This is a genomic window from Staphylococcus gallinarum (assembly GCF_000875895.1).
Classification (GTDB): domain Bacteria; phylum Bacillota; class Bacilli; order Staphylococcales; family Staphylococcaceae; genus Staphylococcus; species Staphylococcus gallinarum.
In genome coordinates this window covers 447,899-462,084 of sequence record NZ_JXCF01000007.1, presented here as the reverse complement: position 1 = coordinate 462,084, position 14,186 = coordinate 447,899, and the positions used below count along the sequence as shown (strand labels likewise).

Here is a 14,186-nt window from a genome sequence, read left to right as displayed (position 1 = left end):
AAATTTTTATAAAATTAAATTATAAATGGAGTGTATAAATTATGACAAAATTAGCAGTAGCAGGTGCAACAGGTTTAGTAGGAAGAAACATGTTAGAGACTTTAGATAGAAAAGGCGTTAAATATGATGAATTAGTGTTATTTTCATCAGCTCGTTCAGCAGGTCAACAGGTAGAATTCCAAGGTAACACATATACTGTACAAGAATTAACAGAGGAAGCAGCAAATGAACACTACGACTATGTATTAATGAGTGCAGGTGGTAGCACAAGTGAACACTTCTCCCCTATTTTTGAACAAGCAGGAGCAATCGTTATCGATAATTCAAGTCAATGGAGAATGACGGAAGGTATTGATCTTATCGTTCCAGAAGTTAATGAACCAGTGTTAGAGCGTAAGATTATTGCAAATCCAAACTGTTCAACGATTCAATCTGTAGTTCCTTTAAAAGTCTTACAAGAAACGTTTGGTTTAAACCGTGTAGCTTATACCACATATCAAGCTGTTTCTGGTTCAGGTGTTAAGGGTAAACAAGATTTAGCTGAAGGCGCAAATGGTAAAGAACCAGAAGCTTATCCGCACCCTATTTATAATAACGTATTACCACATATTGATGTATTTTTAGAAGACGGTTATACGAAAGAAGAACAAAAAATGATCGATGAAACAAGAAAAATCTTAAAAGATGATGATTTAAAAGTAACGGCGACATGTGTACGTGTTCCTGTACAAGATAGTCACAGTGTTCACATGAGTGTGACATTAAACAAAGATACGTCTGTTGCTGAGATTCAACAATTATTTGAACAGGACGAACGTGTCGTATTAGTCGATAACCCAGAAAAAAATGAATACCCGTTAGCGATTCATTCTACTGGTAAAGATGAAATATTTGTAGGTCGAATCCGAAAAGATGATTCTTTAGATAATACATTCCATGTTTGGTGTACTTCAGACAACTTATTGAAAGGTGCAGCATTGAACGCAGTACAAATTCTTGAGCAAGTAATGAGTCTGAAAGGAGTTAAATAAGATGGCACATATTTTTGAGGGCGTTGGTGTAGCCCTAACCACACCATTCACACATAATGAAGTTGATTACGATGCTTTAAGAAAACATTTAGCATATTTATTAGAAAATGATGCGAAATCAATCGTTGTAAATGGAACAACTGCAGAAAATCCAACACTAACAGATGAAGAAAAAGAACACGTGTTAGAAGTAGTAGTGAATTATGTTGATGGGCGTGTTCCTGTAATTGCTGGAACTGGGACTAACAATACTCAAAAATCAATCCAAGCATCAGTGAGAGCACGTGAAATAGGTGCAGATGCTATTATGCTTATTACACCTTATTATAATAAAACAAGTCAGCGAGGTTTAATCGAACACTTTACCACAATTGCTGACGCAGTCAAATTACCAGTTGTATTATATAACGTCCCTTCTCGTACGAATATGACAATTGAACCTGAAACAGTAGAAACTTTAAGTGAAAATGAATATATTGTTGCTTTAAAAGATGCCACAAATGATTTTGAGTATTTAGAAGCTTTAAAATCACGTTTAAACTTAGCTGAATTTGCGCTCTTTAGTGGTAATGACGATAATATTGTAGAATATTATCAAAGAGGTGGTCACGGTGTTATCTCTGTAGTAGCTAACGTTATACCAAAAACTTTCCAATCGTTATACGACGCTAAACAACAAGGGGAAAATATTGAAGCGCAATTTAAACCAGTTAAAGCTTTACTTGATGCATTGGCAGTTGATGTCAATCCAGTACCGATTAAAGTGTTAACTACAGTGGAAGGTTTTGGCAATTATGAAGTAAGATTACCACTAGTGACGCTACAAGATGATGATAGACAGAAATTAGAAACAGCATATGAACAATTTAAAGCAGGTGAACTAGTGTGAAAATATTATTAATTGGTTACGGCGCGATGAACGAGCGTGTAGCAAGATTAGCTGAAGAAAAAGGACATGAAATCAGTGGTATTATTGTGAGAAATAATGATAAGTCATATCCCTACCCTACTTTTGAAAAAATATCTGACGCAAAAGATGCAAATGTAGCGATTGATTTTTCAAATCCAGAATTATTATTACCACTATTAGATGATGATTTCGAATTACCATTAGTTATAGCAACTACAGGTGAAAAAGAAGAGATTATCGATAAATTGCAATTGTTAAGTAAAAAAATGCCTGTATTCTTTAGTGCAAATATGAGCTATGGTGTACATGCCCTAACTAAAATTTTGGAAGCAGCAGTCCCACTATTAGAAGATTTTGATATTGAATTAACAGAAGCACATCACAATAAAAAGGTAGATGCCCCAAGTGGCACACTTGTAAAATTATATGATGTAATTAAAGAATTAAGAACACAATCAACACCGGTATATGATCGTCATGAAAACAATGAAAAACGAACACAAGAAGAAATTGGTATTCATGCAGTACGTGGTGGTACAATCGTAGGACAACATGATGTATTATTTGCAGGTACAGATGAAACAATTGAAATTACACACCGTGCACAATCAAAAGATATTTTTGCCAATGGTGCAATCGGTGCTGCAGAGAAATTAGTTAACAAAGAAAATGGTTATTACACATTTAACAACTTATAAAATTCAAGGAGCGTATTAAATTATGGTACAACATTTAACGGCAGAAGAAATTATTCAATATATTAGTGACGCAAAGAAAACAACCCCTATTAAAGTTTATGCAAACGGAAACTTTAATGATGTAGCATTCCCAGAAGAATTTAAAGTGTTTGGTTCAGAAGATTCAAAAGTAATTTTCTGTGAAGCGGATGATTGGAAATCATTTTACGAGCAGCATCAAGCTGCATTTACAGAATTAGAAATTGAAATGGATCGTCGTAACTCTGCAATTCCATTGAAAGATTTAACTAATACAAATGCACGTATTGAACCAGGAGCATTTATTAGAGAACAAGCAATTATTGAAGACGGAGCGGTTGTAATGATGGGTGCAACAATCAACATCGGAGCAGTTGTTGGTGAAGGTACAATGGTTGATATGAATGCTACGCTTGGAGGACGAGCAACGACTGGTAAAAACGTACATGTCGGCGCAGGTTCAGTTCTTGCAGGTGTCATCGAACCACCTAGTGCCTCTCCTGTTGTAATTGAAGATAATGTATTAATTGGTGCTAATGCTGTAATTCTCGAAGGCGTACGCGTTGGTGAAGGAGCAGTTGTAGCAGCTGGCGCTATCGTTACTCAAGACGTACCAGCAGGAGCAGTAGTTGCGGGTACACCAGCTAAAGTTATTAAGCAAACGAGTGAAGTTGAAGATTCTAAACGTGAAATCGTATCAGCGTTAAGAAAGTTAAATGACTAATATAATTAAAATATTTACTAATTGAATTGGATGAAAAATAACTGAGATTTACGTTGTTTTTATCCATTATTATCGGAGGATAAAGATACTTTTGGTTAATGACGATGCACTTGTCGAATTTAACTTACAATTTCTTTTCCTCCATTTTTTAAAAATTTATATACATAATGTATTTGCAACTTATAGTTATATTTAAACTGCTTAAATATGAGAATTTAATTGATAATAATAAATAAAGGATCTGATCTTAAATGAATGAATTAGAATTCGTTACTAAACATAGAAGACATTTACATCAACATCCAGAATTAAGCCTTCATGAATATGAGACAACGACGTATATAGCTGCATTTTTAGATGAACTGGGAATAACTTACAAACGTCCATTAGAAACTGGTATAATAGCGTTTCTTGAGGGAAACAGTGATCGTACAATCGCTTATCGTGCAGATATAGACGCCCTACCAATATTTGAGGAAAATGACGTTGACTATAGAAGTTCAACAGATAATGTTATGCACGCATGTGGCCATGATGGACATACTACAGCGCTAATGCTGTTTGTAAAACGTTGCAAAGCATTAGCTGAAAATGGTGAATTACCACATAATGTCGTATTTATTTTCCAGCCAGCTGAAGAAACAGGTGGTGGTGCGAATCGACTTATCAAGGCGGGTGCATTTGAAGCATATAATATAGAAGCAGTATTTGGAATTCATGTTATGCCTTTTGAAGATGAAGGTAAAGTTGTTATTAGAGATGAAGAAATTACTGCAAGTGCTACGGAGTACAGATTCTTCTTAAATGGATTATCAAGTCATGTAGCAGATAAAGAACAAGGCCATTCTTGTGGAGAAGCTTTGCAACATGTGTTAACTCAAGTTGGTCAAATTCAACAATATCATTTAAATGGTCTGAAACGTAATATTGTACATATGGGACACTTTGAAGCTGGTGAAGCAATCAACACAGTGCCTAGTAATGGATATTTAGAAGGTACGATAAGAACATATGATGTAAACGATTTAGAAATTGTGAAACAACAAATGCAGAAAATCGCAGAAAGTGTTAAATTGTTGTTTGATGTAGATTGTGAGGTTAAATTTGAAGAAGGATATCCCCCTACTTATAATGATCCAACATTAAAGCACAAAGTAACACAGGGTCTAACTAGTGCAAACTTTGAGATTATTGATAAACCTACGCCTTATTTATTTGGTGAAGACTTTAGTTTTTATAGTCAATTTGCACCGAGTTATTTTGTATTTGTCGGTGTACGAGATGAATCTAAAGGTTATATTACAGGTTTGCATACAGCAACATTAAACTTTAACGAATATATGTTGATACGTGTTGCAGATTACTATGAACAGTTATTAAAAACTTACAGTGAGGTGTGACGTAAATGACTGCTACTTGGTCAGTGGAAACAGCAGAATTTAAAAAGAATGCCGCAAATGTTGTTAATAACAATAATATTATGGCTGTTGTAAAAAATAATGCTTATCATTATGGCTTGAACTTTGCGGTAGAACAATTTTTACAAATTGGGATTAACACATTCAGTACGACCTCTTTAAAGGAAGCTGTACGAATTAGAAAGATAGCACCGGAAGCAACCATATTCTTGATGAATGCAGTATATGAGTTTGATGTTTTAAGAGAACATCAAATTCATATGACATTGCCTTCCCTTCAATATTATTATGAACATGTGGAAGATTTATATGATATTCATGTACATTTAGAATTCGAAAATTTATTGCATCGTTCAGGTTTGAAAACAATTGATGAAATAAAGGAAGTCTTGCAGCATCATGAACAGAATGAAAATACATTGAAAATGCATATTTCAGGATTATGGACACATTTTGGATATGCTGATGAATTTGATGTTCCTGACTATGATATTGAAAAAACAGCATGGCTGAATGTTGTTGAAACGCTATTAAAGGATGGCTATCAATTTGAAATGATACATGCACAAAATAGTGCGAGCTATTATAGAGAAGGTTGTGTGCTTCCAAATCATACACATGCACGTGTTGGTATTGCTTTATATGGTTCAAGACCTTATGGTTCATTAGATGAATCATTGATTAAACAGTCATTAACTGTTAAAGGAAATGTAATTCAAGTTCGCGAAGTACAACAAGGAGATTATTGTGGGTATAGCTTTGCCTACGAAGCGACTGAGAACAATACAAAACTGGCAGTCGTTGATGTGGGATATGGTGATGGCATATTAAAGGCACGTGCGAAACATGAAGCTATGATCAACGGTAAAAGATATCCAATTAGAGCTTTGATGATGAGTCATATGTTTGTAGAAGTGGATTCAGAAGTAAATGCACAAGATGAGGTAATACTATATAATAATGATATGCGCGTAGATGAGTATACATTTAAAGGTGTGGGAGCTAATTCAGAGCAACTCAGCGCAATGAATCATGACTCACTAATAAAGGAGTATAGATAAAGATGGTAGTAGAATACAACAATAACGGCGAATTAACGATGGGTGGTACAAGTCTAAAGACGATTGCACAAAGCTTTGGTACCCCTACTATAGTATATGATGAAGTACAAATTAGAAACCAAATGAGACGCTATCATGAAGCATTTAAGGCAAGTGGTTTAACATATAATATCTCTTATGCTTCAAAGGCGTTTACTTGTATTCAAATGGTTAAACTTGTGCAAGAGGAAGGTTTAGAATTAGATGTAGTATCTGAAGGTGAACTCTATACTGCGTTGGAAGCTGGTTTTGATCCACAACATATTCATTTTCATGGTAACAATAAAACAAAGCATGAAATCCAATATGCCTTAGAAAGCAAAGTTGGCTATATTGTTATAGATTCATTAGAAGAAATTGACTTGATTGATCGTTATGCAAGTGAAACAGTCAATGTTGTATTGCGTTTGAATCCTGGTGTTGAAGCACATACACATGAATTTATACAAACAGGTCAAGAAGATAGTAAATTTGGATTGTCGATTAAACATGGTTTAGCTATAGAAGGTGTCAAAAAAGTGTTTGCATCAAAGCGCTTAAACCTTAAAGGGGTCCACTTCCATGTTGGTTCACAAATCGAAGGCACAGAAGCGATGATTGAAACAGCTAAAATAGTGATTTCTTGGTTGAAAGACAATGATATTAATGTAGAGCTAATTAATCTTGGTGGTGGTTTCAGTATTCGATATGTTGAAGGCGATGTGAGTTTCCCTATTGAAGATGGTATTAAAGAAATCACAGAAGCTATTAAGACGATAGCTGAAGAAACCAATTATCCACTTCCAGAGATTGGTATTGAACCCGGTCGTTCGATCGTTGGTGAAGCTGGAATTACTTTATACGAAGTAGGAACAATCAAAGAAATTCCAGGCGTTAATAAATATGTGTCAATTGATGGTGGCATGAGTGATCATATCCGTACTGCACTCTATGATGCGAGTTATGAAGCGTTGCTAGTAAATCGCAATGATGAAGCGAATGAAACAGTCACATTAGCCGGTAAGCTTTGTGAATCAGGTGATATTATTATTAAAAATGCTCAACTTCCAAATACAGTAAAACGTGGAGATTATCTCGCTATTTTATCAACGGGTGCCTATCATTATTCCATGGCTTCAAATTATAACCAAATGCAAAAACCATCTGTATTCTTCTTGAAAGATGGTAAAGCAAGAGAAGTTATAAAAAGACAATCATTAAGACAACTCATAATTAATGATACCAAATAAACAAATTTCAGAAGATAAATAAACAAAACCACAATCAAGTTAGTGCTGTTTGTTAGTGAATGTTGAACTATAGAATGATATTCACAGAACTTACAACACATCAGATTGTGGTTTTGTTTTTATATGTTATTAAGCAGCATAAACTTATTGAATATCCTTCATGACATCTTTAATAATATTTTTTACCGGTTTGATTTCAGAAATAGTAGAAATGCCTGTGCCAACTGAGACAAATCCATTTTCAGTATCACCATCTAACATACCTAATTTCATGTTAGCGCCCCCACCCATATACTGAGACAATTCGCTATTTGAATAGCCTTGGCGATCCATTTCTACTAATTCTTCTGCCAATTTTCCGGGTAACGATCTGTAGTATGCTGGTAAAGTTCTAAATAATAATAAATCTGTAGCATTTGAATCGACAATTTTTTGCTTAACATTTTCAGCAGCTGGGTTTTCTGATGTAGCAATAAACAAGCTACCTGCAAACACGCCTTCTGCACCTAACGCAAAAGCAGCATTTACTGTTCTGTAGTCTCCAATACCGCCAGCGGCAACGACAGGAATATCAATTGCATCGGCAATCATAGGTACAATTGAAAAAGTACCAATCACGCGTTCTGGAACTGTACCACCCTCATCAAAACCTGTTGCTACGTAAATATCTGCTCCAAAAGACTCAGCCTCTTTAGCATTTTCAATTGTTGGTGTTAAGGGTCTATATATTATTTTAATTTGATGTGATTTCAATTTTTGGTATAGTGATTTATCCTTTATATACTCGTTGGCAAGTACTACAGTAACACCCTCTTCAATAATTACTTCAACCAATTGTTCTGTATAAGCCATATCCCTACTTATGACTAATGGTACGCCAAATGGCTTATCTGTGAGTTGCTTAATTTTTTTAATTTCTTGTCGAAAACGCTCTATTGTATCGGTAACAGAACGTGTAATTAATGCCGATCCGCCATTGGGTCCTAAAAAGCCTAATCCACCTGCTTCGCTTACTGCTGCTACAAATTGTGCATCAGTTAGCCATGACATAGGACCTTGTATAATAGGTTTTTCTATATTCAATATGTTTGTAATACGTGATTTCATAAGTAACCCTCTTTTTTAAATTTATTATATATAGTATATTAGTATTCAAAATTCAATATTGAAAGAAGGCAATAATTTTTAACTTAGTACTAAAATTTGTACTATTGCGGTATGGAGGTATTAAAATGGTGAAAATTTGTAATTATGGTTTTGACGAATCATTCATAGATGAACATAGAGATATTCATGGGATAGCATATACTCAAAATGTGTTGTCAGGAAGATATAAAAATATCATTCTTTGGTATTTGAAAGAAGGCGATAAAAGATTTAATGAAATTAAAAAATTGCTTGTGAGTATCTCTCAAGGATCATTAACAAAGCAATTAAAAGAATTAGAACATGACAAGGTTATATCAAGAACTGTATATCCCGAAGTTCCCCCAAAAGTTGTTTATGGTCTAACAGATAAAGGAAGAGATTTAATACCAGTGATTGACATGATGGAGGCATTTGGGGAAAAATATAGTGAAGATAGTATAAATCGTAAGTAAAATAGCTAAGAATGATAATTAAGATGAGTGAAAGAAATATATCTTTATAATTAGTAGCATAATATCTAAAGTAGCATCTTTACGGAATAATAAAATTTGCTATTACATCTTTATTTGATAATTAGTGCTTTAAGTTGAATATATAAGAGCTATTAATCTACAAGATATACTGAAAAACATGTAACGATAGTATTAAATACATACGATACTTACGTTACATGTTTATTATTGTCTATTAACTTATCTATACGCTACTTGTTAAAAAGTTTTATTATAATGCAAAAAAAGAACCTTTAACAAGGTTCTTTACAAATAGTCAATATTTCAATTTATAATTATAGTTTAGCAACGTTTGCAGCTTGAGGACCGCGATCGCCTTCAACTACTTCAAATTCAACTGATTGACCTTCTTCTAATGATTTGTAACCTTCTTGGTTAATAGCTGAGAAGTGTACGAATACGTCGTTTTCTCCTTCAACTTCGATAAAACCAAAACCTTTTTCAGCGTTAAACCATTTTACTGTACCTTGTTTCATAACTGTGAAACCTCCAAGACTAAAATTCATTCAATATGCGTTATTCGCATATTACAAAAAATACAATTTCACAGTTATCTTCTGTTGACACAATATTCTTTGCAATATGGAATAAAACTATTGCTTAAATAAGAGTATAATGCATTGTATACATAATTGCAATACAAATGTGAAAAAACAATTTATTAAATATTTGGTAAATTAAAATATACTTCATTATTGTTTAATACAATATAGCTATAAAAAATTTGTAAATCTTCATCACAATCCTTACAAAATCCTAATTCACAATTATTATAAAATGCATGAATATTGTGCTTTCCTACTAAATAATTATCGTAATCAATTTTACTTTTGTTAAGTAATGATTTATAACAAGTCATCATTTCTTCATACGTGTTAAAGTCATGTTGCTCAATAATGTGATCTGTCCAGTCACTAAATAACCACCAGCCTTCGTAATCAGCACGAATTTTTGCAACTGTCCACATAATGCTTTCCCCTTTCAATGTCGCATAGCATGTTAAAGCAATTTGAATTTATATGTAAAACATTCAACTATAATACTTACATGATACTCTTTGCTCTATCGTTATTTTAATAGTTCTTTGATAGTTCCCCACACTAGTTATGTATCGAACAATGTGATTTGTTTTCAAAATATCTAGTATATGTTTTAGAAAAATACCTATGTGTAATATTCTAACGAGTTGATATACAAAATCAAGTTATCTGTCTCATACTTTTGGCCTATAGACAAGTCAACAATAAACTCAATTATTAGTTTTGTAGAGTGAAATTGCGTATAATAAGTTTAAGAGGTGATTATATGCAATGCAAGCATGTTAAAGTATTTGGCATAGTTCAAGGTGTAGGCTTTCGTTATTATACAGAAAGATTAGCACGCAAATATGGAATTGCCGGTACTGTTGAAAATGTAAGTGATTATGTTGAAATATTTGCTCAAGGCGAAGCAGAATCATTAGCACAATTCATTGATGCTGTAACACAAGGTGCATCGCCTGCTTCGCATGTTGAAGATTATATAATTGAAGAATCAGATATAAATCATTCTTGGAATAAATTCAGAACAATATAAAGGAAGATGACAATTGAGATATAATATTTCTCGAATTATAGGGACAATTATTGCATTTCCGATTGCTGTTATCGCATGGTTCATTAGTATTTTTGCTTTTGACATCTATATGTTCTTTGATTTACTTATTTCAGCGGCAACATTCTTTGTAGTTTATTTCCCTACTCAACGTCTAACTTCTCGTAGATATTTAAATGAAATTGGCTTATCTCGCAGAGACTATCATTTTGTTAATAGCCAATTAAATAATGCTCAAGATAAAAATAGAAGAATATTAAAGTCATTTGTAAATGTGAGAAGTATTAAAGATTTTAGGCAGGTAAATGATATATATCGTATTTCTCGTGCTATATTTTTTGCTGTAAAGCAGCGACCTGCATCATTTTTCAAAGTAGAAAGTTTCTTCTATTCACATATCGATAATGCATTGAATTTAATTGAGTCTTATACTAGATTGGCAAAGTCACCCAAAAAATCTAAGGCTGAAAAGCAAAAACTTGAACAAACACGCATCACTTTAGACGAGGTTAAAAGAACATTAATAGCTGATTTAAAACGGATAAATGAAGAAGATTATAATATGTTAGATATAGAGATGGAATTGAACAGAATGGAACAAAATAGAAAGAAGCAAAATAGATGACTGGAGTGAACATTGATGGATAGAGAACATGATTTTATTAATTCACATCCATTAGATAAATATATTGATGAACGCACGGAAGATCAATCTGAAAAAATTAATAACGCTAAGCAATATTCACCAGAAGAACAACAAAAAATAAATGATTTAAGTCAAAAAATAAAGCCGATGGATAACGATGATTTATTAAATTATGGTACAGAAGCGCAACAAAAAATGTCACAATTCTCACACCGAATTCTAAATGAAGTGAGAACAACTGATGTGGGCCCTGTAGGTGAATCATTAAATGGATTAATGAGTAAACTGAAATCTGTAAATGCTGATGAATTAAATCCAGAAAATCAATCCAAGTTTAAAAGACTGTTTAAACGTACTAAGGCATCCGTCAACGAAATATTTTCTAAAATGCAATCAGTAGGATCACAGATTGATCGCATCTCAATTGAGTTAGATAAACATAAAAATAATTTAAAGCAAGACGTTGGCATGCTAGATGAATTATATGATATGAACAAGGATTATTTCGACGAATTGTCTTTATTTATTGAAGCAGCAAAGCAGAGAAGAGAGCAAATTCAACAGGAAGAGATTCCACAATTGGTTTCTAAAGCTAAAGCAACCGGAAATCAAATGGATGTTCAAGCGGCATCAGATATGGAACAATTTGTTGATAGATTGGACAAGCGTATATATGACTTACAACTTTCTCGACAAATTGCCATTCAAACGGCACCACAAATTAGAATGATCCAAAATGTCAATCAAGCTTTGGCTGAAAAAATACAAAGTTCTATATTGACGAGTATTCCCTTATGGAAGAATCAAATGTCTATTGCGCTTACATTAATGAGACAACGTAATGCTGTTTCAGCACAGAAAGCGGTAACGGATACGACGAATGATTTATTGCTAAAAAACTCTGAATTGTTGAAACGGAATGCGATTGATACTGCGACGGAAAATGAACGTGGTGTCGTAGATATTGATACATTGAAGACCACACAAAAGGATATTATTGAAACGATTGAGCAAACGTTGCAAATTCAAGAGCAAGGTAGGACAAAACGTCAACAAGCTGAAACTGAACTTATTGACTTAGAAAATGAATTACAACACCAATTGCTTGATTTAAAGAGACAAAAGCATAATTAGTTTTGGTAAATAATAATTAGAGTATCGTACTTTGGACAAATATTACAGAAAAAAAGCACTCAGATGAATGAATTTATCTGAGTGCTTTTTTTCATACTATTCGTATTATTGGCTCGCTTTCCCAGGGGACAGCCTCAGCCTGTAGTCTTCAGCCCGTCCTGTTCCCTCAGGAGTCTCGCCAATATACGTAGAAAAACATTTGTGACTTTTAAATTACTATCCACTTAAATTCTTGTATTCAATTTGTCTTGTTAGTGTTGGCAAATAAATCATTAAATAAATAATAATTGAGCTGTTGGCTTATTATTCATATTATTCGTATTATTGGCATACTTTTCTAGAGGGCAGCTTTAGCCTGTAGTCTTCACATCCCCCTATTACCTTTAAAATCTCGCCAACATGCTTCTCCGAAGAATTATGGTTTAACATTCACATATACTTTTTAAATATCTAATAGGAACGTATCATTAGTTTAATAAGTAAAAAAACTTCCTTTAAAAGACGCACTGTAAATGTCATCACTTTAAAGGAAGTAGAATCATAAATAACTGTATTTAATTATGATGATAACAATTATTTATTTAACTGTTATTTCTATGTTTAAATCAAAATTTTAGTATATACTATCTCTATTCTTTTTCATACACTATGGGTGATTGTTTTTTTACAAATGCTGCTACGATATACCCGATAATAGTGAAGATAACTGCTATAGGGAACCATTCTAACGAGTACTGTTTTAATGGTAGACTATCGATAAAATTAAGCTTTAACCATCCCTGTGTATGGATAACACTTAAAACTGAGATGATTGAAACGATAGCAATTGGTATTTGTTGTGCAATTGGTTTTGTAGGTATTAATCTTGCCAATAAGATTAATAAAATTATAGTAATTGCTACCGGATATACAATGCTTAGAACTGGTACAGACATTGTAATTACTGAATTTAATCCTTGGTTTGCTAATATAAAACTAATTATCGTAAAGATGATAACATAAGCTTTGTATGAAAGTTTAGGAAAAATTCTGTGGAAGTATTCTGCAACTGCCACTACTAACCCACAAGCTGTTGTTAAACAAGCAAGTGCAACAATAATACCTAATAGATATTTACCAAATGTTCCAAATCCAATACTAGCTACTGTTGTTAGCAAGTATGTACCGATATTTTGATCGTTTGCTTTCAAGCTAGCAATTTTTCCTGAAGATAAATTCATATGGTTACCGATAAAGCCTAGTGAAACATATATAAATAATAAGGCAATAGCCGCAATTAAACCTGCAATTAAAGTTTGTTTGAAGATTTTGTTTGCATGAGTAATGCCTGTTGCTTTAACTGCGTTCACTACAATCATTGAGAATGCAATAGCCGCAATTGCATCCATTGTTAAATACCCATTTGTAAAACCTTGTGAGAAACCAGTAAAGTTTGATGTGAAACCTTCTGCTGCTTGGCTACTAGGATTTCCGTGATAATCCATAAATCCTTTTACAATCATTGCTAAAATAGTAATTAATAATAATGGTGTAAGAATAGAACCGATTCTGTCGACCATTTTATTAGGATTAATACATAGATATAACACAATTAAGAAATATATAACTGTAAATATAAATAATGCAAGACTACTATTTGTGTGTGCAATTGGCGTCACTGTCATTTCAAATGATGTTGATGCTGTACGTGGTATTGCAAATAGCGGTCCAATTGTTAAATAAATAATAATTAAGAATACAATAGAAAACTTAGGAGAAATCTTATTTAAAGATCCAATATAGCCTTGTTTATCTAATGCACCTACGATTACACCGAGTAATGGTAAACCGATTCCTGTTAAAGCAAATGCTAAGATAGCTGGCCAAAAGTATTCCCCACTATCTAGACCTAAACTAGGTGGAAAGATTAGGTTTCCTGCCCCAAAAAACATGGCAAATAATGTGAAACCGATAATCCAAGTATTTTTATTCATTTTTGTTGCTCCTTCTAAATTTAAAAATAATCTTACCTATTCTATCATGTC

15 protein-coding genes are annotated in these 14,186 nt (G+C 33.1%); 11 read left to right on the top strand and 4 right to left on the bottom strand.

Annotated elements, in window-relative coordinates:
• Window positions 1-41: 41 nt before the first annotated feature.
• The 7 genes from SH09_RS06025 (at window position 42) to lysA (ending at window position 7,128) form a co-directional block, all read left to right on the top strand.
• Complete coding sequence (locus SH09_RS06025) at window positions 42-1,031, top strand: aspartate-semialdehyde dehydrogenase (RefSeq protein WP_042738722.1); 990 nt, start codon at window positions 42-44, stop codon at window positions 1,029-1,031.
• A 1-nt stretch (window position 1,032) separates the two neighbouring features.
• Window positions 1,033-1,920, top strand: a complete 888-nt coding sequence (gene dapA, locus SH09_RS06020) for a 4-hydroxy-tetrahydrodipicolinate synthase (protein ID WP_042738721.1) — start codon at window positions 1,033-1,035, stop codon at window positions 1,918-1,920.
• A complete protein-coding gene (gene dapB / locus SH09_RS06015; RefSeq protein WP_042738720.1) occupies window positions 1,917-2,639 on the top strand; it encodes a 4-hydroxy-tetrahydrodipicolinate reductase in 723 nt (240 codons plus the stop codon). The genes dapA and dapB overlap by 4 nt, the downstream gene beginning before the upstream one ends.
• Before the next feature lie 22 nt (window positions 2,640-2,661).
• Window positions 2,662-3,381, top strand: a complete 720-nt coding sequence (gene dapD, locus SH09_RS06010) for a 2,3,4,5-tetrahydropyridine-2,6-dicarboxylate N-acetyltransferase (protein ID WP_042738719.1) — start codon at window positions 2,662-2,664, stop codon at window positions 3,379-3,381.
• Window positions 3,382-3,632: 251 nt separating this feature from the next.
• Entirely contained in the window at window positions 3,633-4,781 is a 1,149-nt protein-coding gene (locus SH09_RS06005; protein ID WP_042738718.1) for an amidohydrolase, read from the top strand.
• A gap of 5 nt (window positions 4,782-4,786) precedes the next feature.
• Window positions 4,787-5,860, top strand: coding sequence for an alanine racemase (locus tag SH09_RS06000; protein ID WP_042738717.1), 1,074 nt, complete (start codon window positions 4,787-4,789; stop codon window positions 5,858-5,860).
• A 2-nt stretch (window positions 5,861-5,862) separates the two neighbouring features.
• Window positions 5,863-7,128, top strand: a complete 1,266-nt coding sequence (gene lysA / locus SH09_RS05995; protein ID WP_042738716.1) for a diaminopimelate decarboxylase — start codon at window positions 5,863-5,865, stop codon at window positions 7,126-7,128.
• 144 nt (window positions 7,129-7,272) lie between these two features.
• Here lysA and SH09_RS05990 read toward each other — a convergent pair whose 3' ends face one another.
• Window positions 7,273-8,235 (bottom strand): NAD(P)H-dependent flavin oxidoreductase, encoded by a 963-nt coding sequence (locus SH09_RS05990; protein ID WP_042738715.1) that lies wholly within the window; start codon window positions 8,233-8,235, stop codon window positions 7,273-7,275.
• 125 nt (window positions 8,236-8,360) lie between these two features.
• Between SH09_RS05990 and SH09_RS05985 the strand changes: the two genes are divergently transcribed.
• Entirely contained in the window at window positions 8,361-8,729 is a 369-nt protein-coding gene (locus tag SH09_RS05985) for a winged helix-turn-helix transcriptional regulator (protein WP_042738714.1), read from the top strand.
• 335 nt (window positions 8,730-9,064) lie between these two features.
• Here SH09_RS05985 and cspA read toward each other — a convergent pair whose 3' ends face one another.
• Both cspA and msaA read right to left on the bottom strand, forming a co-directional pair.
• Window positions 9,065-9,265, bottom strand: a complete 201-nt coding sequence (cspA, locus tag SH09_RS05980; protein WP_002507639.1) for a cold shock protein CspA — start codon at window positions 9,263-9,265, stop codon at window positions 9,065-9,067.
• Window positions 9,266-9,450: 185 nt separating this feature from the next.
• The gene (msaA, locus tag SH09_RS05975) at window positions 9,451-9,756 is read right to left on the bottom strand and encodes a regulatory protein MsaA (protein ID WP_042738713.1); all 306 of its coding nucleotides are present in this window, start codon (window positions 9,754-9,756) and stop codon (window positions 9,451-9,453) included.
• Window positions 9,757-10,094: 338 nt separating this feature from the next.
• On the opposite strand from msaA, the gene SH09_RS05970 reads away from it, so the two are divergent.
• The 3 genes from SH09_RS05970 to SH09_RS05960 are packed head-to-tail and all read left to right on the top strand — an operon-like array spanning window position 10,095 to window position 12,162.
• Window positions 10,095-10,364 carry an acylphosphatase gene (locus SH09_RS05970; protein WP_042738712.1) on the top strand — a complete coding sequence of 90 codons (270 nt, stop codon included), beginning with the start codon at window positions 10,095-10,097 and terminating at the stop codon, window positions 10,362-10,364.
• Window positions 10,365-10,377: 13 nt separating this feature from the next.
• Entirely contained in the window at window positions 10,378-11,007 is a 630-nt protein-coding gene (locus tag SH09_RS05965; protein ID WP_042738711.1) for a 5-bromo-4-chloroindolyl phosphate hydrolysis family protein, read from the top strand.
• Between the two features lie 15 nt (window positions 11,008-11,022).
• Window positions 11,023-12,162, top strand: coding sequence for a toxic anion resistance protein (locus SH09_RS05960; RefSeq protein ID WP_042738710.1), 1,140 nt, complete (start codon window positions 11,023-11,025; stop codon window positions 12,160-12,162).
• Window positions 12,163-12,791: 629 nt separating this feature from the next.
• Here SH09_RS05960 and brnQ3 read toward each other — a convergent pair.
• Window positions 12,792-14,135 carry a branched-chain amino acid-like transporter carrier protein BrnQ3 gene (gene brnQ3, locus SH09_RS05955; protein WP_042738709.1) on the bottom strand — a complete coding sequence of 448 codons (1,344 nt, stop codon included), beginning with the start codon at window positions 14,133-14,135 and terminating at the stop codon, window positions 12,792-12,794.
• Window positions 14,136-14,186: the final 51 nt, after the last annotated feature.

Bases quoted from the DNA above. Each gene is read 5' to 3' on its own strand.
- SH09_RS06025 (WP_042738722.1), top strand. From the start codon at position 42: ATGACAAAATTAGCAGTAGCAGGTGCAACAGGTTTAGTAGGAAGAAAC.
- dapA (WP_042738721.1), top strand. From the start codon at position 1,033: ATGGCACATATTTTTGAGGGCGTTGGTGTAGCCCTAACCACACCATTC.
- dapD (WP_042738719.1), top strand. From the start codon at position 2,662: ATGGTACAACATTTAACGGCAGAAGAAATTATTCAATATATTAGTGAC.
- SH09_RS06005 (WP_042738718.1), top strand. From the start codon at position 3,633: ATGAATGAATTAGAATTCGTTACTAAACATAGAAGACATTTACATCAA.
- SH09_RS06000 (WP_042738717.1), top strand. From the start codon at position 4,787: ATGACTGCTACTTGGTCAGTGGAAACAGCAGAATTTAAAAAGAATGCC.
- lysA (WP_042738716.1), top strand. From the start codon at position 5,863: ATGGTAGTAGAATACAACAATAACGGCGAATTAACGATGGGTGGTACA.
- SH09_RS05990 (WP_042738715.1), bottom strand. From the start codon at position 8,235: ATGAAATCACGTATTACAAACATATTGAATATAGAAAAACCTATTATA.
- SH09_RS05985 (WP_042738714.1), top strand. From the start codon at position 8,361: ATGGTGAAAATTTGTAATTATGGTTTTGACGAATCATTCATAGATGAA.
- cspA (WP_002507639.1), bottom strand. From the start codon at position 9,265: ATGAAACAAGGTACAGTAAAATGGTTTAACGCTGAAAAAGGTTTTGGT.
- msaA (WP_042738713.1), bottom strand. From the start codon at position 9,756: ATGTGGACAGTTGCAAAAATTCGTGCTGATTACGAAGGCTGGTGGTTA.
- SH09_RS05970 (WP_042738712.1), top strand. From the start codon at position 10,095: ATGCAATGCAAGCATGTTAAAGTATTTGGCATAGTTCAAGGTGTAGGC.
- SH09_RS05960 (WP_042738710.1), top strand. From the start codon at position 11,023: ATGGATAGAGAACATGATTTTATTAATTCACATCCATTAGATAAATAT.
- brnQ3 (WP_042738709.1), bottom strand. From the start codon at position 14,135: ATGAATAAAAATACTTGGATTATCGGTTTCACATTATTTGCCATGTTT.